This window comes from Deinococcus aquaedulcis (assembly GCF_019693445.1).
Classification (GTDB): domain Bacteria; phylum Deinococcota; class Deinococci; order Deinococcales; family Deinococcaceae; genus Deinococcus; species Deinococcus aquaedulcis.
On sequence record NZ_JAHRBL010000002.1, the window covers coordinates 85797 to 112610 of the forward strand.

24 protein-coding genes and 1 tRNA gene are annotated in these 26814 nt (G+C 68.8%); 12 read left to right on the forward strand and 13 right to left on the reverse strand.

Annotated elements, in window-relative coordinates; all coding sequences use genetic code 11:
- Positions 1-216: 216 nt before the first annotated feature.
- The gene (gene rpsT, locus KMW22_RS03355; RefSeq protein WP_221088621.1) at positions 217-495 is read right to left on the reverse strand and encodes a 30S ribosomal protein S20; all 279 of its coding nucleotides are present in this window, start codon (positions 493-495) and stop codon (positions 217-219) included.
- A 223-nt stretch (positions 496-718) separates the two neighbouring features.
- Between rpsT and recX the strand changes: the two genes are divergently transcribed.
- From recX to KMW22_RS03375, 4 genes are all read left to right on the forward strand, one after another.
- The gene (recX, locus tag KMW22_RS03360; RefSeq protein ID WP_221088622.1) at positions 719-1306 is read left to right on the forward strand and encodes a regulatory protein RecX; all 588 of its coding nucleotides are present in this window, start codon (positions 719-721) and stop codon (positions 1304-1306) included.
- A 550-nt stretch (positions 1307-1856) separates the two neighbouring features.
- A tRNA-Pro gene (locus tag KMW22_RS03365) sits at positions 1857-1933 on the forward strand.
- Positions 1934-1990: 57 nt separating this feature from the next.
- Positions 1991-2707 carry a metallophosphoesterase gene (locus tag KMW22_RS03370; protein ID WP_221088623.1) on the forward strand — a complete coding sequence of 239 codons (717 nt, stop codon included), beginning with the start codon at positions 1991-1993 and terminating at the stop codon, positions 2705-2707.
- Positions 2708-2933: 226 nt separating this feature from the next.
- A complete protein-coding gene (locus KMW22_RS03375) occupies positions 2934-5363 on the forward strand; it encodes an EAL domain-containing protein (RefSeq protein ID WP_221088624.1) in 2430 nt (809 codons plus the stop codon).
- Here the strand turns inward: KMW22_RS03375 and KMW22_RS03380 are convergent.
- Together KMW22_RS03380 and KMW22_RS03385 are read right to left on the reverse strand one after the other, a co-directional pair.
- Positions 5353-5934, reverse strand: coding sequence for a helix-turn-helix transcriptional regulator (locus KMW22_RS03380; protein ID WP_221088625.1), 582 nt, complete (start codon positions 5932-5934; stop codon positions 5353-5355). The genes KMW22_RS03375 and KMW22_RS03380 overlap by 11 nt on opposite strands.
- Before the next feature lie 92 nt (positions 5935-6026).
- The gene (locus KMW22_RS03385; protein ID WP_221088626.1) at positions 6027-6959 is read right to left on the reverse strand and encodes a S1C family serine protease; all 933 of its coding nucleotides are present in this window, start codon (positions 6957-6959) and stop codon (positions 6027-6029) included.
- A 130-nt stretch (positions 6960-7089) separates the two neighbouring features.
- Between KMW22_RS03385 and KMW22_RS03390 the strand changes: the two genes are divergently transcribed.
- A complete protein-coding gene (locus KMW22_RS03390) occupies positions 7090-7473 on the forward strand; it encodes an ACT domain-containing protein (protein ID WP_221088627.1) in 384 nt (127 codons plus the stop codon).
- 322 nt (positions 7474-7795) lie between these two features.
- Positions 7796-8722 (forward strand): histone deacetylase family protein, encoded by a 927-nt coding sequence (locus KMW22_RS03395; protein ID WP_221088628.1) that lies wholly within the window; start codon positions 7796-7798, stop codon positions 8720-8722.
- A gap of 358 nt (positions 8723-9080) precedes the next feature.
- On the opposite strand, the gene KMW22_RS03400 is transcribed toward KMW22_RS03395, so the two are convergent.
- Together KMW22_RS03400 and KMW22_RS03405 are read right to left on the reverse strand one after the other, a co-directional pair.
- Complete coding sequence (locus KMW22_RS03400; protein WP_221088629.1) at positions 9081-9962, reverse strand: TAXI family TRAP transporter solute-binding subunit; 882 nt, start codon at positions 9960-9962, stop codon at positions 9081-9083.
- A gap of 435 nt (positions 9963-10397) precedes the next feature.
- Positions 10398-11168, reverse strand: a complete 771-nt coding sequence (locus tag KMW22_RS03405) for an SIMPL domain-containing protein (protein WP_221088630.1) — start codon at positions 11166-11168, stop codon at positions 10398-10400.
- Between the two features lie 210 nt (positions 11169-11378).
- Between KMW22_RS03405 and KMW22_RS03410 the strand changes: the two genes are divergently transcribed.
- Both KMW22_RS03410 and KMW22_RS03415 read left to right on the forward strand, forming a co-directional pair.
- Positions 11379-12971 carry a peptide chain release factor 3 gene (locus KMW22_RS03410; protein ID WP_221088904.1) on the forward strand — a complete coding sequence of 531 codons (1593 nt, stop codon included), beginning with the start codon at positions 11379-11381 and terminating at the stop codon, positions 12969-12971.
- 144 nt (positions 12972-13115) lie between these two features.
- Positions 13116-13640 (forward strand): C39 family peptidase, encoded by a 525-nt coding sequence (locus tag KMW22_RS03415; protein WP_235692545.1) that lies wholly within the window; start codon positions 13116-13118, stop codon positions 13638-13640.
- Between the two features lie 67 nt (positions 13641-13707).
- Here the strand turns inward: KMW22_RS03415 and KMW22_RS03420 are convergent, their stop codons facing one another.
- Positions 13708-13959, reverse strand: a complete 252-nt coding sequence (locus tag KMW22_RS03420) for a hypothetical protein (protein WP_221088632.1) — start codon at positions 13957-13959, stop codon at positions 13708-13710.
- 97 nt (positions 13960-14056) lie between these two features.
- Complete coding sequence (locus tag KMW22_RS03425) at positions 14057-15688, reverse strand: GGDEF domain-containing protein (protein ID WP_221088633.1); 1632 nt, start codon at positions 15686-15688, stop codon at positions 14057-14059.
- Positions 15689-16048: 360 nt separating this feature from the next.
- Between KMW22_RS03425 and KMW22_RS03430 the strand changes: the two genes are divergently transcribed.
- A complete protein-coding gene (locus KMW22_RS03430; protein WP_235692547.1) occupies positions 16049-19138 on the forward strand; it encodes an NAD(P)-binding protein in 3090 nt (1029 codons plus the stop codon).
- 56 nt (positions 19139-19194) lie between these two features.
- Here the strand turns inward: KMW22_RS03430 and KMW22_RS03435 are convergent, their stop codons facing one another.
- The 4 genes from KMW22_RS03435 to KMW22_RS03450 are packed head-to-tail and all read right to left on the reverse strand — an operon-like array spanning position 19195 to position 21859.
- Complete coding sequence (locus KMW22_RS03435) at positions 19195-19650, reverse strand: hypothetical protein (protein ID WP_221088635.1); 456 nt, start codon at positions 19648-19650, stop codon at positions 19195-19197.
- A complete protein-coding gene (locus KMW22_RS03440; protein WP_221088636.1) occupies positions 19638-20177 on the reverse strand; it encodes an AAA family ATPase in 540 nt (179 codons plus the stop codon). The genes KMW22_RS03435 and KMW22_RS03440 overlap by 13 nt, the downstream gene beginning before the upstream one ends.
- A gap of 10 nt (positions 20178-20187) precedes the next feature.
- A complete protein-coding gene (locus KMW22_RS03445) occupies positions 20188-20766 on the reverse strand; it encodes a hypothetical protein (protein ID WP_221088637.1) in 579 nt (192 codons plus the stop codon).
- A 4-nt stretch (positions 20767-20770) separates the two neighbouring features.
- The gene (locus KMW22_RS03450) at positions 20771-21859 is read right to left on the reverse strand and encodes an aminopeptidase (RefSeq protein WP_221088638.1); all 1089 of its coding nucleotides are present in this window, start codon (positions 21857-21859) and stop codon (positions 20771-20773) included.
- Between the two features lie 45 nt (positions 21860-21904).
- Here KMW22_RS03450 and purU point away from each other — a divergent pair, with 45 nt between their 5' ends.
- On the forward strand, positions 21905-22789 hold the full coding sequence (purU, locus tag KMW22_RS03455) for a formyltetrahydrofolate deformylase (protein WP_221088639.1): 885 nt from the start codon (positions 21905-21907) through the stop codon (positions 22787-22789).
- A gap of 117 nt (positions 22790-22906) precedes the next feature.
- Entirely contained in the window at positions 22907-23350 is a 444-nt protein-coding gene (locus KMW22_RS03460; protein ID WP_221088640.1) for a hypothetical protein, read from the forward strand.
- 156 nt (positions 23351-23506) lie between these two features.
- Here the strand turns inward: KMW22_RS03460 and KMW22_RS03465 are convergent, their stop codons facing one another.
- Both KMW22_RS03465 and KMW22_RS03470 read right to left on the reverse strand, forming a co-directional pair.
- A complete protein-coding gene (locus KMW22_RS03465) occupies positions 23507-23854 on the reverse strand; it encodes a metal-sensitive transcriptional regulator (RefSeq protein WP_328774580.1) in 348 nt (115 codons plus the stop codon).
- Positions 23854-24063 (reverse strand): CopZ family metallochaperone, encoded by a 210-nt coding sequence (locus tag KMW22_RS03470; RefSeq protein ID WP_221088641.1) that lies wholly within the window; start codon positions 24061-24063, stop codon positions 23854-23856. Before KMW22_RS03470 ends, KMW22_RS03465 begins: the two co-directional genes overlap by 1 nt.
- 182 nt (positions 24064-24245) lie before the next feature.
- On the opposite strand from KMW22_RS03470, the gene KMW22_RS03475 reads away from it, so the two are divergent.
- Entirely contained in the window at positions 24246-26765 is a 2520-nt protein-coding gene (locus KMW22_RS03475; RefSeq protein WP_221088642.1) for a heavy metal translocating P-type ATPase, read from the forward strand.
- The last annotated feature ends 49 nt before the right edge of the window (positions 26766-26814 follow it).

Consider the following 26814-nt stretch of genomic DNA (forward strand, 5'->3'; position numbering starts at 1 on the left):
AAGCGTGGCGAGGAGCCCACGAGAAAAGCGTCGTCTGGGACGCTTGACCCACTTGCCTCCCTCTGCTCCACAGCTCTGCGATTTCCCCATAAGGGGGAGAGGGAAAACAGCGTGTTTGTCGGGCTGTCTTCTGCAGAATGCTGCACCTGTCTGCACTGTTGCTAAAAGCGCGCCGGGGATCAAACCCCGGCGCGCGCCTTTGTGTTTGTGCTGTGCTTAGCCCTGTTGCGCGGCCTTGGCGCGGTTAATCGCCTTGGCCAGACGGCTCTTCTTGCGGGCGGCGGCGTTCTTGTGCATGGTGCTGCCCTTGGCGGCCTTGTCAATCAGGCTCTCGGCGCGGCTCTGCAGCGTGGCCAGGTCCTCGGCGCCGGTCTGGGCGGCGACCACGGCCTTTTTGGTGAAGGTCTTGATGGTGCTCTTGCGGCTGCGGTTCAGCAGGCGGCGCTTGAGGCTCTGGCGGTGACGTTTCTGGGCGGACTTGTGACGCAGGGCCATGTGTACTCTCCTTGTTCTCCCGCCGCCGGTCTGGCGGTGCGGGGCGGTTCCTGCCCGCAGGCGGGAACGCGAGCGTCCGAGGGGCCCCGTCAAGCAGGGCGGCCGCTTCGGCGCGCCGGGGCAGCGGGGCTGCTCGCCGGGCCACCCACCCCAAAGCAGGCAGTGGGCAACCTCGTGACTATACCTGCCTTTGGTTGGGGTGGCAAGCGGCATACTGCGGCCCATGACGGGCCGATACCGCAGGGCACAGGGGCGCCGGGCGCCGGCACCTGAAACAGAGGGCGACGACGCCGCGCCGCGTACCCCCCGCCGTCCCCCCACCCCCGAAGAGCAACGCGACGCCCTGCTGGCCTACGCCTTTCGCGCCCTGGGCCAGCGCGCCCTGAGCGCCCAGGAACTGCGCGCCCGTCTGGAGAAACGCAGCGACGACCCCGAACTGGTGGCGCTGGTGCTGGCTCGGGTGCAGGAACTGGGTTACCAGGACGACACCCAGGTGGCCCGCGCCGAGAACACCCGCCGGGGGGTGGGTGCCATGCGCGTGCGCCAGACCCTCAAGCGCCGGGGCCTGGACGACGACCTGATTCAGGACACCCTGCAGACCCGCGACCCGGCGCGCGAAGCCGAGGAAGTGGCGGCCCTGCTGGAGCGCCGCTGGTCATCGTTTGCCCGCAAGCGCGACCCCCAGGCCAGCGCCTTTGCCTTTCTGGCCCGGCGCGGGTATCCCGGCAGCATGATCTGGCCCGCCATCCGCGCCTTTGTGGCCAATCAGGGCGAGGAACCCGAGTGGAACGGGGAAGAGGACGAGGGCTGAAGATCTGCAATAGGGAAGTCGGCCAACCATCCGGGCACGGCGCGGTGGTGGGCATTGGCAGGAGAGCAATGCTTTCTGGGACGCCCTGCCCGTTTCTTTCCTGTGTCGCCCTCTGAGTCCTTTTCGGTCGCGGCGCAGACCTGCCAGAAAAAGGGCATCGCTCTGAGCATGGTCTCCCGCCGGCCGCCTCAAGTGGCCGGACCTTCACTCAACAGGACGGCCAAAACAGGATTTTCCCCGCGTCGCACGGCACTCAGGTCAGCCGAAGGCAAGGGGGTGAGCGGCCTCGCGGAAGCTGCAGCGCAGCGCGAAGAAGAGGAGAGGCGGGGCGACGGAAATGGAAAAGCACCGCTGCGCTCTCCCCAATCTGCTTTGAAATCAGAGTCGTCCTGCATCAGCGGTAAGCCCCCTGCATCCTGCCTCTGAGCCATCTGCCATTTGCTTTCCACCATCTGCCATCCGCCGTCTACCCTTCGCTTGACACCCCCCCAGGGCGCGCGTAGACTACCCCCTGCCCTGCCGCCTGCGGCGCGGGTGTTGGTCGGACTTTCGGGGCGTAGCGCAGCCTGGTAGCGCACTTCGTTCGGGACGAAGGGGTCGGAGGTTCGAATCCTCTCGCCCCGACCAGCTTAGGACCACGGCCCTCCCCAGCGCGGGAGGGTTTTTCTGTACCGGAGCCCCTGTATGCGCGTATACGCCATTGCCGACCTGCACCTGGCCTTTGTGACACCCAAACCCATGACGGTGTTCGGGCCGCAGTGGGCTGGCCATCCGCAGGCCATTTTTGACCGCTGGCGCGAGGTGGTGCGCCCACAGGACCTGGTGCTGCTGCCGGGCGACCTGTCGTGGGCCATGCGGCTGCCCGAAGCGATGCAGGACCTCGCGCCCGTGGCGGCGCTGCCGGGCACCAAGGTGCTGCTGCGCGGCAACCACGATTACTGGTGGCCCACGGCCAGCAAGCTGCGTGCCGCCCTGCCTCCAGGCATGCTGGCCGTGGTGAACGACGCCGTGCGCGTGGGCAACGTGGTGGTGTGCGGCACGCGCGGCTGGCTGACCCCCGGCCACGAGCCCTTGCCCGCCGATGACGCGCGGCTGCTGGAGCGCGAGGCCGAGCGCCTGACCCTGAGCGTGAAGGCTGCCCAGGCCCTGCGCCAGCCCGGCGATCACCTGCTGCTGATGCTGCACTACCCGCCCGCCACGCCGCCCTACCCGCCCAACCCGCTGACCCGCGTGATTGAGGCGGCCCAGCCCGAACTGATTGTGTACGGCCACCTGCACGGCGTGCCCCCCGAACGGGCCATGCGCCATGTGGGCGGCATTCCCGCGCATCTGGTGGCCGCCGACGGCCTGAAATTCGTGCCCAGGCTGCTGCTGGACACAGCCGCCGAGCCGATGCTCTAGAGCAGTTGACATCAAGATGATGTTGGGTCTCGACGCTCTCCCCTCGTGGAAGAGGGCCTCGCGCCGCGAGGGGTGAGGGGGGTTTTTGTCAACCGCTCTAAACGGGCGCGCGCGCGCCATTCATCCCCTCAGATTCAGAACTCTGTGAGAGGGCGCCCCCTATCTTCAGCCTCTCAGACCCCATCGAACGCGGTGTTCACAGGGTCGCCTTTGGAGGTGAAGGTCCATGTCGCTGCAGACGTCTTCTTTCCGCCCTGGGGCTGCGGCGTGCCCGGAGGTGGACCGCCTGAACGACGAGGCCGACGCCGTGCTGATGCTCTCCATGCAGCGGGCCCAGGAACTGGCGACCCAGGCCCTGGCCCTGGCCGAGCGCAGCGGCTATGAGGCCGGCGTGGCCCGCGCCCGCATGCTGATTGGCTACGGCCACTTTTACCTCGCCAACTATCCCGAAGCCGGCGCGGCCTTTCAGGAAAGTGCGGCGCTGGCGGCCCGGCTGGGCCTGACCGCCATTGAGGCGCGCAACCTCAACGGGCTGGCCATCACCCTGGTCAAAACCGGGCAACTGGGCGAGGCCCTGGAATACCACCTGCGCTGCCTGCAGATGGTGCAGGGCATTGGCGACCGGGTGGGGCAGGGGCGCACGCTGAACAACATTGGCAACCTGTACCTCGACCTGCGCGATTACGCCACGGCGCTGCCCTACCACCTTGAAGCCCTGCAACTGGCCCGGCAGATTGACCACCCTATCCTGATGTCCAGCGCCTCCATCAACGCGGCGCTGGACTACCACGAACTGGGGCGCTTTGAAGAGGCCCTGGCCCTTAATGAAGCCACCCTGGCCCGCGCCCGCGAAGCCGGCTACCGCCAGCACGAGTTTCTGCTACTGGCCAACATGGCCGCCAATCTGCTGGCCCTGGGCCGCCTGGACGAGGCCATGACCCATGCCGAGGCCGCCACACGCGGCTCTGATGAACTGGGGGACCGCGAGAACCTGTGCGACGTGCTGGTTACGCAGGGCCGCGTGCTCGCGCGCCAGGGCGAGCTGGCCAGCGCGCGCGGGGTGCTGGAACGGGCCCTGACCCTGGCCGACGACCTGCGGCTGACCCTGCGGCAGGCCGAGGCCAACCTGCACCTGTCCGGGGTGCTCGAAGCCCAGGGTCTGTACCGCGAGGCCCTGCACCACGCCCGCCGCGCCGCCACCGCCGAGCAGGCCCTGATGGCCGATGTACTCAGCCGCCGCACCCAGGTGCTGGCCACGCAGCTGAAGGTGGAACGCCTGGAACACCGCGCCGCACAGGAACAGCTGCGCAACCAGGAACTGTCCAGCGCCAACGCCGCGCTGCAGCAGGCCCAGGAGAGGCTGGCCTATCAGGCCCAGCACGACGCGCTGACCGGGTTGCTGAACCGCGCGGCCTTTGAAAGTCACCTGCAGGAAGCGGTGCAGGGCGGCCAGCCGCTGGGCGTGCTGTTCATTGACCTGGACCACTTTAAGCAGGTGAACGACACCCTGGGGCACGCGGTGGGCGACCAGCTGCTCATTCAGGTGGCCGAGCGGCTGCGGCGCTCCGTGCGCGAGGGCGATCTGGTGGCGCGGCAGGGCGGCGACGAATTCACCGTGCTGCTGCGCCGGGTGCGGGCCCACGAGGAAGCCGAGTCGGCCGCCGGGCGCATCCTGGCGGCCCTCAGTCAGCCCCTGGTGTTGGCCGGGCGCGAACTGACAGTCACGGCGTCCATTGGGGTGGCCCTGTCGCCCGAGGACGGCGCCGACGTGACCACCCTGCAGAAAAACGCCGACCTCGCCATGTACCTCGCCAAGCGCGAGCGCCACGCGGTGCGCCGCTTTCAGGCCGATCTGGGTGCGGCGGCCCTGGAGCGGCTGGAACTGGAGCAGGCCCTGCGCGTGGGCATTGACCGGGACGAACTGCGGCTGCACTACCAGCCCATCGTGGAGGCCGGGTCGCTGCGGCTGGTGGCGCTCGAAGCCCTGGTGCGCTGGCAGCACCCGGACCTGGGCCTGCTGCCGCCCGGGCGCTTCATTCCGGTGGCCGAGGCCAGCGATCTGATCGTGCGCCTGGGCGAGTGGGTGCTGCGCGAAGCCTGCCGCCAGCTGCGCGAGTGGCGCGCGGCGTGGCCGGAGTTGTGCCTGAGCGTGAATGTGGCCCCGCGCCAGTTTGCCCAGCCCGGCTTTGCCGCTGGCGTGTGCGCCCTGCTGGCCGAATATGGCCTTAGCCAGGAGGCCCTGATTCTGGAAGTCACGGAAGGCGCCGTGATGGACGAGGCCGGTACCCCCCACGAGGCGGCGATGGGCGGCACCGGGCTGAACCTCGCGCTGGACGATTTTGGCACCGGCTACTCCAGCATCAGCCGGCTGCACCGCCTGCCCGCGCAGTGGCTCAAGATGGACCGCTCGCTGATTCAGGACCAGGGCGAAGCGCCGGGGGGGCGCTCCTCGCGGCCCATCGTGCGCGCCCTGATCACCTTTGCCCACGAAGCGGGCCTGAAGGTGGTGGCCGAGGGGGTCGAAACCGCCGAACAGCTGCAGGAACTGCAAGCCTGGGGCTGCGACCTGATCCAGGGGTATCTGATCGCCCGCCCCACGCCGCCGGACGCCCTGGACCTGCACGCTTTGTTTCACCCGGCCCCCTCTACACGCTGAGCAGCCCCAGCGCCACGCCCCGGGCCACTGCCCCGGCGCGGCTTTGCACGCCCAGCTTGCTGAAGACCGCCTGCACGTGAAACTTCACGGTGCTCTCGCTGACCCCCAGCTCGCGGGCGGCACGCTTGTTGCTGTAGCCCTCGGCCAGCAGGGCCAGCACGTCGTGTTCGCGGGGGGTCAGGGTGACGTCGGCGGGCAGGGGGTCGTCGTCTGCCGCTTCCGGGTGCAGGGTGCCGGGCGGCGTCACCACCAGCCCCGCCGCCGCGCCCAGCACGCCCGCCACCAGTTCGCTGGGCGTGGCGTCCAGGGGCAGGGCCGCCCAGCCGCCGCTCAGCACCTCGTGCAGCGTGCCTGCCCAGGCGAGAGAGCCCAGCGCCACCACCGCCTGCCCGGCCAGCGCGGCGGCGTCGGGCAGCCAGCGGTCATCCACGATCAGCACGTCGGGGCCCTCGTCGCCGGCCGGCGGGTGCAGGCCAGCCCCGGCCAGAATGGCCTGCACGCCCGCCGCCAGCACGGCCGATTCCAGGGCCACCCCCACGGTGGGCAGGCCGGGCACCCCGGGCGGCGTCATGCCTGATGGTAGCCCGTCCGCCCGGCGGGACGGGGGCTGGGGTGGCCTGGGGGGGCCATGGGCGCCCCCCTCCAGCCCACGCGGCGCTTCGATCAGCGTTCTCCGACCGTCACAGTCACGTCCTGTTCCTCGCCGGCGCGCAGCACCTTCAGGGTGACCGGCTGGTTCGCGCGGCCCCGCACCCGCCCCAGCAGGTCGCGCGGATGGCGCATCGCCTCGCCGTTCAGGGCCAGCAGCACGTCGCCCACCCGCAGGCCCGCCGCTTCACCGGGGCTGCCCGCTTCCACCTGCACCACCGTCAGGCCCAGGCGCCCGGCGCGGCGCGCCCAGCCGCGCTCCCATGAGGGTCCCCGGGGGCCCCCACGCCCGCCCCGCTGCGGGCCGCTGGCGGGGCCAGCACCCTCACGCGGCGCGTCCTCAGGCCCCGGAAAATGCACCGGCTGGGTGGCCAGCCCCAGGTAGCCGCGCGGCACGCGGCCGGTGCTGGCCAGCAGCGCGGCCACCTCCAGCGCGCGCTGGGCCGGCACCGCCAGCAGTTCGCCGCGCGAGACCCCCGCGTTCAGCACGCCTGCCAGCCCCCCGTCCGCCCCCAGCAGCGCCCCGCCACTGACACCCCGGAAGGGCGCGGCGCCCGTGGGCAGCCAGCCTCCCCCGGGCTGGGGCAGGCGTTCCATGAAGCCCAGGGTGGCCTGCAGGCCGCTGCTGGGGCGGCCCACCGCCAGCAGGAGCTCGCCCACCCGCACCTCGGCGGCTGGGGCCAGTGCTGGGGCGTCCAGGCCGTCCACCCGCAGCAGTGCGAGGTCGGTGGATGGGTCGCGGCCCGCCACCACCGCGCTCCGGCGCTGGCCGTCGGCGCCAAGAACGGTCACGTCGTCGGTGTGCAGCAAGTGGGCCACGGTCAGCACCTGCCCGGAGGCCACCACGGTTCCACTGACGGGGCGGGCGGCCAGCACGGTCACCAGACTGGGGGCGGCGGCCTGAACAGCGTCGGCCAGGGCACTGGAAAGATCAGTCAAGACGGTCATGCTGCTATGGTGCGCCGCGCGGCGCGAGAAAGCGCCCTCCGAGCGGCCAGCCCGGTCCCCTGGCCGAATGGGGGGGCCGAATGGAGGGGGGGACGGGCCCCCTGCACTGTTCTCCCCCTATGCTGCCCGTGTGTCCCAGACCCTGCTGACCCTGCCCAGCGAATACGCCGTTTCGCAACTGCCCGCTGGCGCGGCGGTGCCCACCTGGGCCACCACGGGCGAGGTCTGGTGCGTGATGTCCGCCCCCGATGAACTGTCGGTGGTGTGCGCCGCTGCCCAGGTGCCTGACGGCATTCGCACCCAGCGCGGCTGGCGGGCGCTGAAACTGGTGGGCCCCTTCGAGTTCACCCTGACCGGCATTCTGGCGAGTGTGCTGAACCCCCTGCGCGACGCGGACGTGGGGATTTTCGCCCTCTCCACCTACAACACCGATTACGTGCTGGTCGCAGCGGCGGACCTGCCCCGCACCGAGGCCGCCCTGCGCGCCGCTGGCCACGAGCTCCGCCCGGGGTGATCTGGGTGACGCCCACAGGCAGGAAGAGACGCGGCCTGCCAGCTCCAGGCTGAAGGGCCCTTTTCCTCCTCCAGTTGGCTTGAATCGCCTGGGCCAGACACAGGTCGGCGCAGTAGGCGGAAGCTCTGCAGAGGGGGCATCCAGCTGCTGGCCTCACGCCCTCTGGGACCGGCCGCGCGCAGGCGGAGACGACTCTGCGCGCCCTTTGACGCCCCAGGACAGCGGGGAAAGAGCGGGCTCTCAGTGAAGGCGTGGGCCAACCGCTGCGGGTCCGGGGCTGGGCCCCGCAGACAGAAGCGGGACGCCCTGTACCCTGCGGGGCGTGAACCCGCCGCACCCCTTCCGGGCCCACACTGCGTTCCGGCGCGCGGCCTACACGGGGCAGAGCGCGCCGCGCCGCCAGTTTCTGCCGCGCGAGTCTCTGGTGACCCTGCTGGAACAGGCCGCCGCTCGCCTGCCCCTACACGACGCCCCGGACCTGGACTGGGCCCTGGCCGAGCGGGTGCACGACCCGGCCTACCTGCGCCGCTGGCGCGAGGGACAGGTGACCCGCGCCGAGGAACGTGCCCTGGGCTTTCCCTGGACGCCGGCCGTGACCGCGCGTGGCCTGGGCAGCAGCGGCGCCACCCTGGCCGCCACGCGCGACGCCCTGGCCCGGGGGTGGGGGCTGAACCTGGGCGGCGGCACCCACCACGCCTACGCCGACCACGCCGAGGGCTTTTCCTTTCTGAACGACGTGGCGATCAGTACGCGCTGGCTGCTGGACACGGCCCAGGCCGCGCGGGTGCTGGTGCTGGACCTGGATGTGCACCAGGGCAACGGCACCGCCGCCCTCTTTGCCAATGAACCGCGCGTGCTGACGGTCAGCGTGCACGCCGAGCACAATTACCCCTTTCGCAAGGAGCGCAGTGGGCTGGATGTGGCCCTGCCCGACGGCACTGGGGACGCCGAGTACCTGGCCGCCCTGGACCAGCAGGTGGCACCCGTGGTGGCCGCCTTTGACCCGGATTTCGCCTTCTATCTGGCCGGGGCCGACGTGCTGGCCGGCGATCAGCTGGGCCGCCTTGCCCTGAGCCTCGCCGGGGTAAGGGCGCGGGACCGCCGCGTCTTTCGCTGGGCCGCCCGCACGCGGACCCCCCTGGTCACGGTGATGGCAGGCGGCTACCACCGCGATCCCGACACCCTGATTCAGGCGCGGCTGAACACCCTGGATGAGGGGCTGGCGGCGTTTGTGGCTGCCTTTTCCTGAGGCAAAGAGGGACGCAGCTCCAGGCCGCCCCCGTGTCCTGCAGGCCGCCGTGGTTCGCGGCGTCTGCCACGTTCATACGGCCTGAACAGGACTTGATTCTCTCGTGATCGCTTGCCGTCTTGCCCTCTCCCCTGGTGGGAGAGGGAAGGAGGAGCGGAGCGACGGAAGGGTGAGGGGGCCACCGCGTGGCTCGGACGGGTGTGGAATCACTTGAGTCCCGTATCACACGGCTTCCGACCGGAGCGGCGCAGCAGGGAGGGAAGACGACAGATCTCCGGGAATGAATGGCAGGTCGCCTCAGTCAGATGGGGCGCTGGGCAGCTGACCGCCCAGCGGCGCCACGGTCCATCCCCTGGCCTTACTTAAACCAGGGCCAGAGCTGTTCCTTGAAGGTGACGTCGCTCCATTTGGGGTGAAAGCCCTGCGTTTCCTGCAGTTGCGTCAGTTTGGACAGGGCGCACTTCTGGTAGTTCAGCAGGGCGGCGCGCCGCTCTGGCGTCTTGAAATCGCGCGTGACCAGCAGGCGCTGCACGGCGTAGGTGTTCACGCCCTGGCCCAGGCCGGGGTAGCGCAGGGTGGCGGGGCGGTAAAAGCCGTTCACGCGCGCCGGGGCAATGTTCAGCGGCACCAAGCGGTAGGCGGCAGGGTTCAGGGCCTTAATCCAGTCCACCGGCTGCCCGGCCACGGCCAGCACGGCGTCCACCTGGCCCGCGTTCAGGGCGGCCATCGCCTCGTCACGGCCCCGGTACTCCTGAATGGTCATGGGCACGCCCGCCTTGGCACTCAGGACCCGGGCAGTGATGACACTCCCGTCCCAGGCGCCCAGTTTGCGCCCCTGCAGGTTGCTGAAGACCTGAATGCCGCGCACGCTGGTCCGGCCCAGCAGGTTGGTGGTGACGGCCGGGCGCGCAATGAGGTGCACCTCGTCGAAGTTCAGGGGCAGCAGCGTTTTCAGGGCGCGCACGCGCGGGTCCTGGTCAATCTGGTCGCGCGCCTTGAGCACGTCCAGCTGCACAAAGGCCAGCGACACCTGATTGTTCAGCAGCAGTTCCAGATTCTCGACACTGCCCGAGGTCTGGCGCTGGCGCAGGAACGACGCGCCGGTGCACACCTGCCCCAGATCGCGGAACATGTCGGCAGCAGTGCTGCCTTTGGGGCTGGTCGCCACGTCCAGGTAGGCAGAGGTGGCGGCCAGGGCCGGGGAACTGAGCAGCAACAGGGCAAGGGTCTGTCGGATCATCGTCAGGTCTCCTGTGGGGCGAGGGGGGGCTTCGCCCTGCCGTCATCACAGCAGCCGGCCTTCAGCCGCGTGTCAGCTGCCGGGTTGCAGCGGGCGCGGCCTGTCAGCGCAGGTTCAGCGGCGCATGTACAGCGGCGTCCTGTTCTGCCTTGGGGCCGGAGCCCCTCATACGGGCTGGCGTCCATCTCCGTCACAGCCAGCGAAGAGCTCGATGGCCCGCTCCTGGAAAGCCGCCCGCGTCCAATGCCCGGATATCTGTCTGTTTTCCCTCGCTGCCGCGCCGCTCTGCGAGTCCCTCCAGCCGGAACACTCCCGGAACACGTCACGGAATGGTTCGGAAACCGTGTCAGGCCCAGCACCGCCGCTGGCGGCCACCGGACCCCTCCTGGCTCGGCGTTCCGGCCTCAAGAGGTGGTCGCCCTGGCCCCTTTGACCTTACCGCACCACGAAATCAATCTCGACCACGGCCGTCACGTCCTTTTCCAGGCTGCTGGTGTCGTAGCTGCCGCTGTCCTCCACGCTGGTTTCAAAGCGCGGCGTGATCTGAAACACGCCCATGCGGGCGGTTTTCACGGCGCCCACCTCGTTCCCGGCACTCTGGGCAATGGCCTGGGCGCGGCGCTGGGCGTCCTGGCTGGCTTCTTTCAGCAGGGCAAGGCGCACGTCGGCCAGTTTGGTGTACAGGTAACTGATCTCGCCGCTGGCCACCGTCACGCCGCCCGTGCTGGCCTCCACAAAGGCCGAGGTCGCAGCGCCCACCGCCGACTGCACCCGCTCAATCTCGCCGGACTGCACCCGGTAGGCCTGACTGACCACGTAGCGCGTGCGCTGCACTTCCTCGTTCTCGCCGCCGATGGTTTCAATCACGCTGTAGGTTTCGGGCCCGGCACTCACGGGTTCGCGCCGCAGTTCGCCGAGGGCAAAGCCCTGTGCCTTCACGTAGGCGTCCAGCGCGGGCTGCGCGGCCCGGAACTGGGCATAGGCGCTCTGCAGGCTGCTGTCGCTGGCAGAGCGCACGGTAAAGGTCCACACCGCCAGATCCGAGGTAATGGAGCGCCGCGCGCTGCCAGTCACGTTGATCACGTCGCTGGCGTTTTTCAGGTCCGCCAGCCCGCGCACCACCACGAAGCCGGTGGCCAGAAAAGCAGCGGAGGCAATGGCTGTGGCCAGCACGGCGCTTAGGCCAGCGCGGGAAGCAGGGGTCATGCCCTTCAGCGTACGGGATTGGGGAAGGGAACTGTGCGGCCGGTCAGTCCTGCTGCCCGCGCCGCGTGGCACCCCAGCCCCCGGGCCGCTATCATGGGCGGCATGACGGCACTCCTCACGCCCCCCTAGCGCGAGTCGAGGCCGCGCTTTGTTCACCCCACCCGCAGCCGGGCCGCGCCTCTTCAGGCCCCCGCAGGAGCACCCATGACCATGCCCGAACAGCCCACGGCGGCGCTTGCCAGCGAAATCGCCCGCCGCCGCACCTTTGCCATCATCTCGCACCCGGACGCCGGGAAGACCACCATCACCGAAAAACTGCTGCTGTACGGCGGCGCTATTCAGGAAGCGGGCAGCGTGACCGCCAAGGAAGGCCGCAGCCACACCAAGTCCGACTGGATGAGCATTGAGCAGCAGCGCGGCATCTCGATTTCCAGTTCGGCGCTGACGTTTGAATACGGGGGCCGGCACATCAACCTGCTGGACACCCCGGGTCACCAGGATTTCAGCGAGGACACCTACCGCACCCTGACCGCCGCCGACTCCGCGCTGATGGTGCTGGACGCCGCGCGTGGCGTGCAGGCGCAGACCGAGAAGCTGTTCGCCGTGTGCCGCAACCGGGGCATTCCCATCCTGACCTTCGTGAACAAGATGGACCGCCCTGCCCAGGACCCCTTTGAGCTGATTGCCCAGGTGGAAGGCACCCTGAAAATCACCGCCGTGCCCCTCACGTGGCCCATTGGCGACGGCCCGGATTTCAAGGGCGTGTACGACCTGCAGACCGCGCAGGTGCTGGCCTTTGAGCGCACCTCGGGCGGCAAGCACCGCGCGCCCGTGCAGACGGCTGGCCTGCACGACCCCCAGCTGGACGAGCTGGTGGGCGCCGACCTCGCCGCCAAGCTGCGCGAGGACGTGGAACTGATTCAGGGCGCCATGCCCGAATTCGACCCGGCCGGCTTCCTGAACGGCGAGCTGACCCCGGTGTTCTTCGGCAGCGCCATGAACAACTTCGGCGTGGAGCACTTCCTGCAGAACTTTGTGGACCTTGCCCCACCCCCCGGCCCCGTGGAAACCAACCTGGGCGAGCGCCAGCCCGACGCCGGATTTGCGGGCTTCATCTTCAAGCTGCAGGCCAACATGAGCAAGCAGCACCGCGACCGCACGGCCTATATGCGCGTCATGAGTGGCCATTTCGAGCGCGGCATGGACGTGACCCACACCCGCACCGGGCGCAAGCTGCGGCTGTCGCAGGCGCACACCCTGTTCGCCCAGGACCGCGAGAAGGTGGAAGAGGCGTACCCCGGCGACATCGTGGGCCTTGTGAACCCGGGCGTGTTCCAGATTGGCGATGTGGTGAGCGTGGACGGCAAGGTGACCCTGCCCGGCTTCCCCCGCTTTACCCCCGAAACCTTTGCCACGATCAGCCTGCGCGATGTGGGCAAGCGCAAGGCCTTTATGAAGGGCCTGACCCAGCTGGCCGAAGAAGGCGTGGTGCAAGTCTTTTACCCCACCGACGGCGCGCGTGATCCCTACCTGGGCGCCGTGGGCCCGCTGCAATTCGAGGTGTTCCAGGCCCGTCTGCAGGAGGAATACAGCGTGGACGTGGAACTGAACGTGACGGGCTACCAGCTGGTGCGCTGGCTGGCCGGCGACCCCAGCAACGTGGCCCGCTTTGCCCGCCATGTGGAAGACGACCAGGGCCGCCCGGTGATGCTGTTCCGTAGCCGCTACGACCTGGAATACACCGCCGAGCAGCACCCGGAGATCGAGTTCCTGCCCCTGCCGAAAGACCTGACGAGGGTGTAAAGAGGGGTGTGGGCTGTCGGGTGTGGGTTGTGGGAAAACCTGTTCCTACAACCCATTCCCCACAACCCCCTGAAAGGTTCCCGTGATGGGCCGCGTGCGATCTTTGCCCGGATGCGCGCGGCTTTTGCAGTGGTGTTTGGCGGAATGGTTCTGGCTTCGGCGCAGGCGGCCCCGCCGCCCGGCTACGTGTTGCAGGGCATGCCTCTGGTGCGCCAGACCTACAACGCCTGCGGCCCGGCCAGCCTGACTCAGGTGCTGGCCTACTACGGCCTGAAGATGAACATGGCCGACGTGAGCCGCCAGACCCGCCCTTCGGAACGCTCGTACATGAGCGCGCAGGCCATCGTGAAGTTTGCGCCCACGGTGGGCCTGGAAGCGCGGCTGTACACAGGCGGCAGCCTGAATACGGTGCGGGCCGCCATTCGCAGCGGTATCCCGGTGATTGCGCTGCAGTCGCATATCACGGCGGCCGGGCAGGTGATTCCGCACTGGCGCGTGCTGGTGGGCTACAACGACGCTTCCGGGCAGGTGTACATCATGGACCCGCTGCTGGGCTACGTGGCCATGCGCTACAGCGATATGGCGCGCGTGTGGGCGGACCAGCGCGGCCAGTTCGCCTTGATGTACCCGCCAAAACTCTCGGCCACCGTTCGGAAAGTGGTGGGGTAGGGAAGGCCAAGGACAGCCAGCCACCGAATGGCAGAGGGAAGTTCTCGCCCGCCCCGATCTCTGGGTGTTAAAGGCCGGGTTCAGCGCCGGGGTCGGCTGAGAAGAACACTTCAACGCCGCAGAGGCGGTCGAGGAGGTCGGCCTTGAGGTGGGCGACCACCACGGTCACAGCGGCCTGCGGCCTTCCTGAACTCAGGTTCCGGTCCACCCATTCCACGGCCACCACTTGTCTGCGGCGGTGGCGGTGCGGTGCCGGAAAGCCCGAAAGCCAGTCACCGGTCCTGACAGTGCCCTGGAGGTCAGCCAGCTCAAGCGCCACGCCACGCCCCGTCACCTGAAAAACGGCTGTGACCCTGGCAGAAGCATGTGGCGGGTTCATGTTCATTCCAGCGCTTGTTTCTAGAAGCGCGTCCGTCTCAGGTCAGTAAGGACGGACGCGCTGATCCCTTTTTTGACATCTTCTGCCGGTACATGCGCTGGTCCGCCTCCTCGAAGGTGCTGATCTTGGGGGTGTTCCCGGTATGGGCCACGCCGAAGCTCACACCGGAGGTGGGGTATTCGGCCTGCATCGCCTGCTCAATCTCGCGCAGGCGCATCACCAGTTGCTTTTCCAGGCGGGGCGGGGCCAGCACGGCGTATTCGTCGCCGCCCAGGCGGTAGGTGGTCACGCCCTCCTCGTCTTCCAGGCTCTGCAGGTGCCGGGCAAAGGCGCGCAGCAGTTCGTCGCCCTTCAGGTGGCCCTGCTTGTCGTTGATCCCCTTCAGGCCGTCGAGGTCCATCACGATCAGCAGGCGGTCGCCGGGTTCGTTGAAGGCCTGCTCGAAGGCGTAGCGGTTGTGCAGCCCGGTCAGTGTGTCGGTGCGGGCCAGGGTCAGGGCGCGCTGCAACTGGACAATCGACGCCTGATTCTGGCGGCTGAGCAGCCGGATCAGGTCAGCCAGCGCAAAGGCCAGCAGCAGGCCGTCCAGGGTGCCGCCCAGCAGGGTAAACAGTTCGGAGTTAAAGGGCACGTCGGGCGTCAGGCCCACGTTCCCGGGCAGGATGATCACGGCCGGCACAAACAGCGCCAGCAACCCCAGCACGAAAAACCGCGCCGGCTCGAAGCCCTGGCGCCAGCTGAGCACCCCGGAAATCAGCGCCAGCACCAGCCACAGCGCAATCAAGCCTGTGGCCAGCACATGGGCGTAGGGCAGCAGCAGGAACGAGGCGGGCAGCAGCGCCAGCGACAGCCAGATCACACCCCGGCTGAGGCGGGCCAGGCGCGGCAGGCGGCTATCCAGCTGCAGAAAGTGCAGGTAAAACAGCGTGTTCCACACCGGCAGCAGGAAGAACCAGAGGTAGTGCAGCCGCAGGTCACGCAGGCCGAACACGTCGGCGGGAATGTGGAAGGTAAAGGCCCACCCGGCGCAGTAGGTGAGCATGTAGGCGGCGTAGTACAGAAACGAGCGGTTGCGCGTGCCCGCATACACGAACAGGTTGTACACCGACAGGGTAATCAGGGCGCCCAGCGCCGCCAGAATCAGGAAGTTCTCGCGCGAGACGGTGCGGCGGTAGTCGGCGCGGTTGGCGACCACGAATTCGGGTTGCGAGGCGTAAAAGGGGCTACTGAAGCGCGCCACCAGCCACGCCCGCTCGCCAGGGGCCAGGGTGATGTCCACCCCGTAGTGCAGCATGTAGGCGTGTTCGGCGCGGTAGCCGGTCTCGATCTGCTGGGCCGGGCGCCCTTCGCGGTACAGCCGGGCACTGACCCGCTCAATCAATGAGCCCTGAGGCGCAAACACCCACTCGGTGTTCTGGGTGGGGTTGCGCAGTTCCATGACCAGCCAGGAATCGTCGCCGGTCAAGCGCACGCGGGGAATGGGGCTGAGGGTGCCCGCCCAGGCCGGCACAGCGGCCCCGCTGTCTGGAAAGGTGCCTGCGGCGCCCTGGTACAGGGTGGTCTTCACCACCAGCGCGTCGCCGGGTGCGGCGTGCCCTTGCCCGGCCAGCAGCGCCAGCAGCAGAGCAAGAACCGTCAGAACAGTACGGGGCCAACGAGCTGAATTCACGAACACTTTCCTCCCAGAGAGTGACCTCAGTATAAAGTGAGGAACCTCACGCCAGGGTCTTTCAGGTGGAGAACATTGTGAGCGGGTTTAGTCCAGAACCGGCCAGAGCGTGAAGGTAGAGCGCGAGCAACAAGTGGGAAAAACGCGCGGAGGCAGGGCGAAAAACAGGCCGGGGCACGGGGGAGGAAGCGGCGGCGGGTGGCGGGCGAATGGGTTCGCCCCATCATCACCTGCCCGGGGCCGGGCGGGCTTTGTGCAGTGGGTGGGTCAGCCCCCCCATTGTGCCCTCATGCTTTTTCATGAAGACTGCGTGAAGCCATGCCCAGACCTGATTACCTTTTCCTCCCGGGCTCTGTCCTCATGCACTCGCCACTGGTCCTGCAGGGCGCCGACATGCGCGGCTTCTTCCTGAAAGGGGACCCAGAGAAGCTGCAGGCCACCGTGGACGCGGGCCTCAACCGCGCCGCGCAGGGCCACGCCACCTTCAAGGTGCTCTCCTCATACGTGATGCTCACCTTTACTCGGGTGGGGCACGCGCACTCCGCGCACCCCAGCGACGCGGCCAAGGGCTGGATCACCGAAACCGACATCATCACCTGGATTCCGGTGGGCCAGCTGGACGACCGGGGCCGGCTGCAGCACCTGTATTTCTACCCGGCGCACATCTGGGTGGACGACACCATGGCGCTGATCAACGGGCGCGAGTTGTACGGCTATCCCAAATACGACTGCCAGTACGACATGCCCGCCGCTGGCGAGGCCGGGGATTTCCGGTTGCGCGTCAAGGGCTTCGAGCCGTTCTCGCCCGAGACCCAGATCGCGTGGCACCCGCTGCTGGAGGTCACGCCCCACGCGCGCGGCGGCCTGCTGGGCGGCCTGAAGGACCGCGCCCACCCCATCCGCTCCTTTGCCGATCTGGTGAAGGGGGCCTTTGAAGGGCTGATGCACCTGCCCGACTTCCTCATCCCCGATCTGGCCGGATGGGAAGACCTGCTGTCGCTGCTGGCCGAACCGCGCACCGACCAGCTCTTCCTGAAGCAGTTTCCGGACGGCACCGGGAGCAAGGCGGTGTATCAGGCGGTGGTGGCGGCCCCTGCCGTGGTCGACGCGGTCCACGGGGGGCAGCTGTTCGGGCAGGAGTACAGCTGCACGTTGCACGAGGTCGCCTCGTTTCCCCTGCAGGAGACGCTGGGCCTCGCCCTGGGCGAGCAGCCCGCCCACCTGCCCTTTGAGGTGCGCTTTGACTTCACCGTCACCGAGGCCACCGAGGTCACGCCCCCGGCCCGCACCGCGCCCGAGAAGATCGCCATTCTGGGCGGCGGCGTGGGGGCCATCAGCGCGGCGTATCACCTGACGCAGGAAAAGGACTGGCAGGAGAAGTACGACATCACCCTGTACCAGATGGGCTGGCGCCTGGGCGGCAAGGGGGCCAGTGGGCGCAACGCGGCGGCGGGCCAGCGCATTGAGGAACACGGCCTGCACATCTGGTTCGGCTTTTACGAGAACGCCTTTCGCATGATTCAGGGCATCTACGGCGAGCTGAACCGGCCAGAAGGCGCGCCGCTGGCGACGTGGCAGGACGCCTTCAAGCCGCACGATTACATCGTCCTGAGCGAGCACATTGGGGAGACGTGGCGCCCCTGGCCGCTGATGTTCCCCCACCGCCCCGGCACCCCCGGCGACGGCGCCGAGCACCCCATGTTGTGGGAGGCCACGCAGGCCCTGCTGGCCCAGATCAAGAAGTGGCTGGCCGAGATCTGCCACCTGCACGTGCCCGAACCTGTGGCCGCCCCGCAACAGCAGCCCGGCGAGCACGATTCCTGGCTGCACCACCTCGCCAAGGCGCTGCAGGCCGATGTGGAGCATTTGGCCCTGAGCGTGGTGCATTCGGTGGAGGGGGCCTGCCAGCTGGCGGCGGCGCTGCCGGGGCGGCTGCACGGCGCCGAGGACGATCACGGCGTGCTGGCCCACACCCTGCAGGGCATCAAGGGCTGGATTGACCATCTGCTGTGCGCCCTGCTGGACCGCGACGACGAGATCCGCCGCGCCTACATCTGCCTGGACCTGGGCGTGACCACCCTGCTGGGCTTCCTGCGCGACGGCGTGCTAACCCACGGCTTTGACGTCATCAACGACATTGACCTGCGCGACTGGCTGATCAAGCACGGCGCCAACAAGCGTTACAGCGTGAACAGCGCGGTGATTCGCGGCTTCTACGATCTGGTCTTCGCCTACGAAGGCGGCGATTACGACCGCCCCAACGCCGAGGCCGGCACCCTGCTGCGCGCCATGATGCGCATTGGCCTGAGCTACAAGGGCAGCATCATGTACAAGATGCAGGCCGGCATGGGCGACACCATCTTCTCGCCCGCGTATCAGGCCCTTAAGGCGCGTGGAGTGAAGTTCAAGTTCTTCCACAAGGTCGAGGAACTCACCCGCGACGGCGACGAGGTGGGCACCATCCGCCTGACCCGGCAGGCCACCGTGGCCAGCGGTGACGCCCACTACGATCCCTTTGTGTACGTAAAGGGTCTGGCCTGCTGGCCCAGCGCCCCGAACCTGGACCAGTTGCTGCCCGCCGAAGCCCAGGCCCTGCGGGGCAGCGGCGCCAACCTGGAATCGCACTGGAGCACCTGGCCGCAGGTGTACGAGCAGACCTTTGGCAAACCGCTGCCCGAAGTGACGCTGACAAAAGGCGTGGACTTTGACCGGGTGATTCTGGGCCTGTCGGTGGCCTCGGTGCCGCTGGTGGCCCCGGAGCTGGTGGCGGGCAGCGAGGCGCTGAAAGCCACCACCGAGCAAGTGAAGACCATTCCCACCCAGGCCTACCAGCTGTGGTTCAACCAGACCCTGGATGAGCTGGGCTGGACCAGCCAGCCGCACGGCCAGCAGCCGGTGCTGAGCGGGTTTACCGAGCCCTACGACACCTGGGCCCCCATGGACCAGCTGCTGGAGCGCGAGGATTGGCCGGACACGCCGGGCGCTCCGCGCAATGTCTCGTACTTCTGCTCGGTGTTTCCCGACGAGGGCCTGCCGCCGCCCAGCGACACCGCCTTTCCTGTCCACTGTGCTGAGCAGGCCAAGGCCGGCGCACTGCATCAGGTGCGCCAGCAACTGACCGCTCTGCTGCCCGCTGTGGGCCCGGCTGGCGAGTTCAACTGGAATCTGCTGAGCGTCCCCGACGACACCCAGGGCGAGGCCCGCTTTGACGCCCAGTACTGGCGCGCCAACATGGACCCTTCAGAACGCTACGTGATGAGCGTGGTGGGCAGCAGCCAGCACCGCCTGCGCGCCGACGAATCCGGCTACCGCAACCTCGTGCTGACTGGCGACTGGCTGAAAACGGGCCTGAACGCCGGCTGCGTGGAAGCCGCCGTGATGGCCGGCATCCAGGCCGCGCAGGCGATTACGGGCGTGAAGGCGCCGATCCCTGGCGAACGGGACGTGTAACCGGGCGGCGCGACGGGCCGGGCCGGCGAGCAAGAGCGGCCCGACCCGTCGGCGGTCTAGTCCTCATCGTGAACCGGCGAGAACAGGCCAGCCAGAAACGGCTGCGCCCCGGAGAGGCCTCGCAGCACTTCGTGCACCCGGATCTCCTGCCCGGGGCTCAGGGTCCGGGTGCGGGCGTAGACATCCAGGCCGGCTGGGGTAAACGGGGTGCGGGCAAAGACCGTCACCGCCCAGTCCTCCTCGGCGTGCAGCACCTGCCAGCGGCTGGGGGTCCAGCGGGTCAGGAGGCTCAGGCCGCGCCATTCCCAGCCGCCGCCCGGCAGGGGCCGGTCCAGCCCCACGATCACGCCGGGCCGACCGCCCCGCGTGAAGCGCACCGTGTCCACCACCCGGCCGTCCGGCAGCGGGGCGTAGGTCACGCTGGGATTGTCGCGCGTGCGCCACAGCGGCAGGCTGGTGCGCACCACGAACCAAGTGCCAGAGAGCACAGCCCAGTCACTCACACGGGCCATGTCAGCCCCAGGACTGCTTCCACTGTTTCGTCCAGGGTCAGCTGACTGCTGTCCACCACGGCCCAACCGGCGGCCCGGTAGGCCTCGGGCGGCATCTGCCCATAGAGGCCGTCAATGAGGGGCACCAGACTCTGCGTGTCGTAGGTCTTGTTCGTGCGGGTCCGGTTGCGGTGATGGGCCACCTCCAGGGTGGTGAACAGGCGCACCGGGCGCACGTCCAGCCCCGTCCACTGCGCGGCCATCGGCGCCACATCGGCGGGCCACAGCACGTCGTCAATCGCCACGGCAAAGCCCGCTTCGGCGTACAGGCGGGCGTGGTGGGCGGCGGCCGTGCGGGCCAGGGCAAACTGCCGCACGGCTTCGGGCGGGTGGTCCAGGCTGGGGTGGGCAAGGCCAGAGACCACCAGCTCACGCAGGTCGTCAATGGGCAGGTGCAGCCCCAGCGGAAAACGCGACAGCAGCGCGCGCGAAACGCTCGTTTTGCCCGCGCCCGGACTGCCGCTGAACACCCAGATGGTCCCTGTCATGCGGGCCATCCTAACGATTGGACGGGGGAGAAGGAGCCTCAGCTGCCGGGCGCAACTCGTACAGGGCCGGATCGGCCAGCAGGGCTTCCGTAAGGCTGGGCTGGGCCAGCAGGCGGCGCAGGGCCTGGGCCACCCGCAGCATGACGAGGCTGGAGGTGCCCACCACATCGTGCCCGGCCACCTCCAGCGTGAGGGTGCCAGCGGGGAGGGCAAACGGCTCTGATGCTGCGGGTTCGGCCAGCCCCCGCAGCACGGCGGCGTGAAATTCGCCGGGGAGCCCAGCGCGGCGATCTGGTGCGTCGCCGTAAGGCACCTCGTCCAGCGGCACCGGCGCCGGCAGCACCACCACGAAGTCGCCTTCAGAGGTGGGCGTGAAGCTCCCACCCAGCAGCCCAAAACGTGGAATGCCAGAGACGAAGTCCAGACTGACCGCCGCGTGGCGCTCCGGCCAGAGACCCAGGCCGCCCCCAGAGACACGCACTTCTGTTCCAGGCGGCAGCCGGTACCCAGCGGGCAGGTCGTCCACCCAGACATGCACCGACAGGCTGCCCGGGTGGGGCCTCCGGAGGCGGGGCCGGTATCTCGGCATGGCCTCAGATCAAGAACTGGCCGTTTTCCTGCACGACCTCGCCGTCCAGGCTCAGGCGCCCGCCCGCGCGCAGGTCGGTGATCAGGTCCCAGTGCACGGCGCTGGCGTTCACGCCGCCCGTCTCCGGGTAGCTCTTGCCAATGGCCAGATGCACGGTGCCGCCAATCTTTTCGTCAAACAGGATGTTGCCGGTGGGCACCTGAATGCCGCTGTTGGTGCCAATGCCCAGTTCGCCCAGGCGCCGGGCCCCGGGGTCGGTGTCCAGCGCGGCGTGCAGCACGGCCTCGCCTTCCTCGGCGGTCGCGTTCACCACCAAGCCGCCCCGGAATTCCAGCCGCGCCCCGCGCACCACCTGCCCCTGGTACTCGGCGGGCACGGTAAAGGTCACCACGCCCTCGGCGCTGTCCTCTATGGGCCCGGTAAAAACCTCGCCGCTGGGCATGTTGCGCCGCCCATCGCTGTTGGCCCACGTCCGGCCGCCCACGCGCAGCGTCAGGTCGGTGCCGGCCGCCTCAATGCGCACCACGTCCGCGCGGGTCAGGCGCTCGATGATCCGGGCCTGCATGGCGCGGATCTCGCCCCAGGCGGCCACGGGATCGGGGCGGTCCAGGAACATGGCGCGCATCACGAAATCCCCGAACTGCTCCGGCGTCATGCCGGCCTGCGCGGCGGCGTGCGCGGTGGGGTACAGGGTCAGGCTCCACTTCTTGCGGGCGCGCTCGGTGGCAATGGGGGCGCGGGCAGCCAGCAGGCGGGCGCGCCGGGCGGCGTCCACCGGCTGCCCCGGGGTCGGGGTCAGCACCCGCAGGCTGCCGTCCAGGGCCTGCACGTCAGCCAGATCGGCGGGGTGCGCGGCGTCCAGCACGGCGTCGGTGGCCAGTTCGGCAAAATCGTCGTCCTGGCCGGGGTAGTCCACGCGGGGCACCGGGCGCGCGCCCCGGGTCAGCAGGGCGCGGGTCAGGGCGCGGAGCAAGGGCGTGGCCTCCTGTCCGCCCGCCACCAGCAGCCGCTCGCCGGCATTCGCCATCAGGCAGTAGTCGGCCAGCAGCGCCGCGTGAAGCTCCGGGTCGTAGGGGAGGAGGTTCGTCTGCACGTCCGCGAGGCTACCACTGCCGGGCCTGGGATATGCTCGCCGGATATGACGGTTCCGGCTCCCGCGCTTGACCCCCACAACACCGCTGTTCTGACCATCACCTGCCCGGACCGGGGCGGCATCGTGGCCGCCGTGTCGCAGTTCCTGCACAACCACGGCGCCAACATCCTGCACAGCGACCAGCACAGCACCGACCCCCAGGGCGGCACGTTTTTCATGCGCATGGAGTTTCACCTCTCGGGCCTGGATCTCGCCCGCGAGCCCTTTGAACGGGCCTTTGCCACCGTGGTGGCCGCCCCGTTTGGCATGACGTGGCGCGTGACCTACACGACCGAGCCCCGGCGCATGGCGGTGCTGGTCAGCAAGTACGATCACTGCTTTCTGGACCTGCTGTGGCGCAAACGCCGGGGCGAACTGAATGTGGAGATCCCTCTGGTGATCAGCAACCACGAGGACCTGCGCCGCGACGCCGAGATGTTCGGCATTCCCTTTCATGTGGTTCCCGTCACCAAGGACAACAAGGCCGAAGCTGAGGCCCAGCAGGTGCGGCTGCTGCAGGAAGCGGGCGCCGAGTTCGCCGTGCTGGCCCGCTACATGCAGATTCTCTCGGGAGATTTCCTGAATGCGTTTGGCAAGCCGGTCATCAACATTCACCACTCGTTCCTGCCCGCCTTCGTGGGCGCCAACCCGTACCGCGCGGCCTTTCAGCGCGGCGTGAAACTGATTGGCGCCACCAGCCACTACGTCACCGAGGAACTGGACGCCGGGCCGATCATCGCCCAGGACGTGGTGCCGGTGACTCACCGCGAGACCCCGGAGACCCTGATGCGCCTGGGCCGCGATGTGGAGCGGCAGGTGCTGGCCCGCGCGGTCAAGGCCCATGTGGAAGACCGCGTGCTGGTGCACGGCAACAAGACTGTGGTGTTCTGAGCCAGGAGTTTCCGGGCCCGTCTGTTCCTTTCTGGCCGCAGTCGCAGAAACCCAAGCTCCCCTGTCCATACCACTCTGTCCTTGAGCTGACCGCTCGGTAAGGGATAGGCTGGGGGCATGGAAAGCCTGTATCTGGTGCTGCTGACCCTTCACAACCTCAACCGCTGGGTGATTCTGCTCACGGGCATCTGGGCGCTGGCCGCCAGTGTGATGGGCCGCTCGGCGGGGCGGGCGTACACGGCGGCCGACCGCCGCCCGGTGGTGGCCTTTATGGGTAGCCTGCACCTGCAAGTGGTGCTGGGCCTGCTGCTGTTCGCGTTCATGGGCATGCAGAACATTCCCGTGTTCGCTGGGGCCCCGCGCCAGAGCTTTCAGTGGGAGCACCTGGGCCTGGGCGCGCTGGCGGCGGTGTTCGCCACCCTGGCCAGCAGCCGCGCCCGCAAGGCGACTACTGATCAGGCGAAGTTTGGTGCGGCGGCCCTGTGGAGCGGGCTGGCCCTGCTGACTGTGCTGCTGGCGATTCCCTGGTGGCGCCCCCTGCTGCGCTTCTTCGGCGCGTAAAGCTGGATTCAGACGACGAAGGGCAAGCCTTGACCGGGCTTGCCCTTCGTTGTGCGTTTCTCAGCTGTGCAGGCGGCAGTCCGTATTCTTTCCTGCTCCCTCTGGTCGAAAAAATGCCGTCACGCCTGACGGCATTTTTCGGAAGTCGTATGAACGTTACAGGTACTTCAGCACGTCCATTAGTTCGTCCACCAGTTCCTGCTCGTCGCCCCGGGTGGCGGCGGTGGCCACATGCGCTTCCAGGTGTCCGCGCAGCACCACGCTGGCGGCGCCGTCCAGGGCGCCCTGCACCGCCTTGATCTGGCGCAGCACGTCCACGCAGTACACGTGGGGGTCGTCCAGTGAGCGGCGAATGCTTTCCAGGTGGCCGCGTGCAATCGCCAGCCGCCGCGCGGCGCGCTTGCGGCTTTCTTCCGGCATGCACAGGTGACCCGCGTGGGTGTGGACCTCCACCCCCTCCTCGGGGGTCGGGGCCGGGCAGTGGGCGGCTGGATGGTCGGTCATCAGGGGGTGGAGAGGCTGGCGCCGTAGCCCTCTTCCTGCACGGCGGCAATCAGCTGCTCGGGCTGGGCGGCGCCCTGTACCACGGCTTTTCCAGTCTGCAGATTCACCTGCACGTCGTCCACGCCGGGCACACTCTTCAGGGTTTTGGTCACGGCGGTCTGGCAGTGGCCGCAGGTCATACCCGTCACATCCAGTTCAATCTTGGTCATAGGGTTTCCTCCTGTTCAGCGTATACCCTCCCCCTGGGGGTGTCAATGGTCGGAATCGGCTTTTGCGTCATAGTGCATGTTTGGCCCTTCCGGTCTTGCGCATCCTTGCCCAACCGCCTATGCTGAGGCCACTTGGTATCCCCCTGGGGGGGATTGGGCAAAGGCCCGGAAGGAGAGACGCGATGCAGAAAACCATCGAGCTGGGCGTGCAGGGCATGACCTGTGCCAGTTGTGTGGGGCGGGTGGAGCGCGGACTGAAAAAGGTGGAGGGGGTGCAGGAGGCCACGGTGAATCTGGCCACCGAGCGCGCCACCGTCACCTACGACCCTGCTCTCACCAGCCCGCAGGCGCTGCTGGACCGCGTGCAGGACGTGGGCTACGAGCCAGTCACGGCCCAGGCCGAGTTCGGGGTCCAGGGCATGACCTGCGCCAACTGCGTGGGCCGCGTGGAACGGGCGCTGAAGAAGGTGGACGGGGTACTGGCCGCCAGCGTGAATCTGGCCACCGAGCGCGCGACCGTCACCTACCTGCCCCAGAGCGTGGCCCCGGGCGAGCTGAAAGCGGCCATCCGAGAGGCGGGGTATGAGGTGCTGGACGCCCAGGCCGGGCAGGCCCGCGAAGATCAGGAACGCGCTGCCCGCGAGCGCGAGGTGGCCGAGCTGCGCCGGCAGGTGACCTTCAGCGCCGTGTTTGCCGTGCCGCTGCTGCTGCTGGCCATGGCCCCCATGCTGATTCCCGCGTTGAACGACTGGCTGATGGGCACCTTTGGGCACGGCGTGATGACCACCCTGAACTGGGTGATGCTGGCGCTGGCGCTGCCCATTCAGTTCGGGCCGGGGCGGCGGTTTTACCGCCTGGGCTGGAAAAGCCTGCGGGGCCGCTCGCCGGATATGAACGCCCTGGTCATGATTGGCACCACGGCGGCCTTTGCCTACAGCGTGGTGGCCACCGTGGCCCCGGGCCTGTTCCCCGAAGGCACCGCCCACGTGTACTACGAGGCGGCGGGCGTGGTGATCACGCTGGTGCTGCTGGGCAAATACTTTGAGGCGCTGGCCAAGGGCCGCTCCAGCGAGGCCATGAAGACCCTGCTGGGCTTGCAGGCCCGCACCGCCCGGGTGCGGCGCGGCGACCAGGAACAGGACGTGCCCACCGACGAGGTGCGCGTGGGTGACCTGATTGTGGTGCGCCCCGGCGAGAAGATTCCCGTGGACGGTGAGGTGGTGCAGGGCGGCAGTTACGTGGACGAAAGCATGATCACGGGTGAGCCGGTGCCCGTGAGCAAGCAGCCCGGTGCGGGCGTGGTGGGCGGCACCATCAACGGCCACGGCGCCCTGACCTTCCGCGCCACCCGCGTGGGCGCCGATACGGCGCTGGCCCAGATCATCCGGCTGGTGGAAACCGCCCAGGGCAGCAAGCCGCCTATTCAGGGCCTGGCCGACCGGGTGGTGGCCGCCTTTGTGCCGGTGGTGCTGGGCATTGCCGCGCTGACCTTTGTGCTGTGGCTGCTGCTGGGGGGGCCGTCTGCCCTGAGCTTTGCGCTGGTGACCACGGTGGCGGTGCTGATCATCGCCTGCCCCTGCGCCATGGGGCTGGCGACCCCCACCAGTGTCATGGTGGGCACCGGCAAGGCCGCCGAACTGGGCGTGCTGTTCAAGAGTGGCGGCGCGCTGGAAGGGCTGCAGGCCGTAGATGTGGTGGCCCTGGACAAGACCGGCACCCTCACCCGGGGCCGCCCCGAACTGACCGACCTGTTGCCCGCCCCCGGCATGGAGCGGGGAACCGTACTGCGCCTTGTGGCCGCCGCCGAGAGCCAGAGCGAGCACCCCATTGCCCGCGCGCTGGTGGAGGCCGCCGCCCGCGAAGGCCTGGGTGTGCCCCGCCCTGAAACGGTCGAGGCCGTACCCGGCTTCGGCCTGAGCGCCGTGGTGGAGGGCCGCCGCGTGCAGGTGGGCGCCGACCGCTACATGGCGAGGCTGGGGCTGGACGTGACCCCCTTTGCGGCGCAGGCCCAGGCCCTGGGCGACGCCGGCAAGAGCCCGCTGTACGCCGCGCTGGACGGCCAGTTGGCGGCGGTGCTGGCGGTGGCCGACCCCATCAAGGAGGGCAGCCCCGAAGCGGTGCAGGCCCTGCACCGCCTGGGCCTGAAGGTCGCCATGATCACCGGGGACAACGCGCGCACCGCGCAGGCCATCGCCCGGCAACTGGGCATTGACACCGTGCTGGCCGAGGTGCTGCCCAGCGGCAAAAGTGACGCTGTCAAGGCACTGCAGGCGCAGGGGCAGCGGGTGGCTTTTGTAGGCGACGGCATCAACGACGCGCCTGCCCTGGCCCAGGCCGATGTGGGGCTGGCCATCGGCACCGGCACCGATGTGGCGGTGGAAACCGCCGACGTGATCCTGATGAGCGGGGACCTGCGCGGCGTGCCGGGCGCCTTTGCCCTGAGCCGCGCGACCCTGCGCAATATCCGGCTGAACCTGTTCTGGGCCTTTGCGTACAACATCGTGCTGATTCCGGTGGCGGCGGGCGCGCTGTACCCGGCGCTGGGCTGGCTGCTCAGCCCGGTGCTGGCGGCGGCGGCCATGGGCTTTTCCAGCGTGTTCGTTCTGAGTAACGCCCTGCGCCTGCGGGGGTTCCGGCCTCCGGTGCGCCCCGGGCCTCCGCCCCCGGTCCCGGTGCCCACGGGCACGCCCAGCCCAGCGTAAGCTGGCCAGCGAAGCGGGTGGGGGCGAGTGGGCCCCCACCCCGTCGCGG

Bases quoted from the DNA above. Each gene is read 5' to 3' on its own strand.
- rpsT (WP_221088621.1), bottom strand. From the start codon at position 495: ATGGCCCTGCGTCACAAGTCCGCCCAGAAACGTCACCGCCAGAGCCTC.
- recX (WP_221088622.1), top strand. From the start codon at position 719: ATGACGGGCCGATACCGCAGGGCACAGGGGCGCCGGGCGCCGGCACCT.
- KMW22_RS03370 (WP_221088623.1), top strand. From the start codon at position 1,991: ATGCGCGTATACGCCATTGCCGACCTGCACCTGGCCTTTGTGACACCC.
- KMW22_RS03375 (WP_221088624.1), top strand. From the start codon at position 2,934: ATGTCGCTGCAGACGTCTTCTTTCCGCCCTGGGGCTGCGGCGTGCCCG.
- KMW22_RS03380 (WP_221088625.1), bottom strand. From the start codon at position 5,934: ATGACGCCGCCCGGGGTGCCCGGCCTGCCCACCGTGGGGGTGGCCCTG.
- KMW22_RS03385 (WP_221088626.1), bottom strand. From the start codon at position 6,959: ATGACCGTCTTGACTGATCTTTCCAGTGCCCTGGCCGACGCTGTTCAG.
- KMW22_RS03400 (WP_221088629.1), bottom strand. From the start codon at position 9,962: ATGATCCGACAGACCCTTGCCCTGTTGCTGCTCAGTTCCCCGGCCCTG.
- KMW22_RS03405 (WP_221088630.1), bottom strand. From the start codon at position 11,168: ATGACCCCTGCTTCCCGCGCTGGCCTAAGCGCCGTGCTGGCCACAGCC.
- KMW22_RS03410 (WP_221088904.1), top strand. From the start codon at position 11,379: ATGCCCGAACAGCCCACGGCGGCGCTTGCCAGCGAAATCGCCCGCCGC.
- KMW22_RS03415 (WP_235692545.1), top strand. From the start codon at position 13,116: ATGGTTCTGGCTTCGGCGCAGGCGGCCCCGCCGCCCGGCTACGTGTTG.
- KMW22_RS03430 (WP_235692547.1), top strand. From the start codon at position 16,049: ATGCACTCGCCACTGGTCCTGCAGGGCGCCGACATGCGCGGCTTCTTC.
- KMW22_RS03435 (WP_221088635.1), bottom strand. From the start codon at position 19,650: ATGGCCCGTGTGAGTGACTGGGCTGTGCTCTCTGGCACTTGGTTCGTG.
- KMW22_RS03440 (WP_221088636.1), bottom strand. From the start codon at position 20,177: ATGACAGGGACCATCTGGGTGTTCAGCGGCAGTCCGGGCGCGGGCAAA.
- KMW22_RS03445 (WP_221088637.1), bottom strand. From the start codon at position 20,766: ATGCCGAGATACCGGCCCCGCCTCCGGAGGCCCCACCCGGGCAGCCTG.
- purU (WP_221088639.1), top strand. From the start codon at position 21,905: ATGACGGTTCCGGCTCCCGCGCTTGACCCCCACAACACCGCTGTTCTG.
- KMW22_RS03460 (WP_221088640.1), top strand. From the start codon at position 22,907: ATGGAAAGCCTGTATCTGGTGCTGCTGACCCTTCACAACCTCAACCGC.
- KMW22_RS03465 (WP_328774580.1), bottom strand. From the start codon at position 23,854: ATGACCGACCATCCAGCCGCCCACTGCCCGGCCCCGACCCCCGAGGAG.
- KMW22_RS03470 (WP_221088641.1), bottom strand. From the start codon at position 24,063: ATGACCAAGATTGAACTGGATGTGACGGGTATGACCTGCGGCCACTGC.
- KMW22_RS03475 (WP_221088642.1), top strand. From the start codon at position 24,246: ATGCAGAAAACCATCGAGCTGGGCGTGCAGGGCATGACCTGTGCCAGT.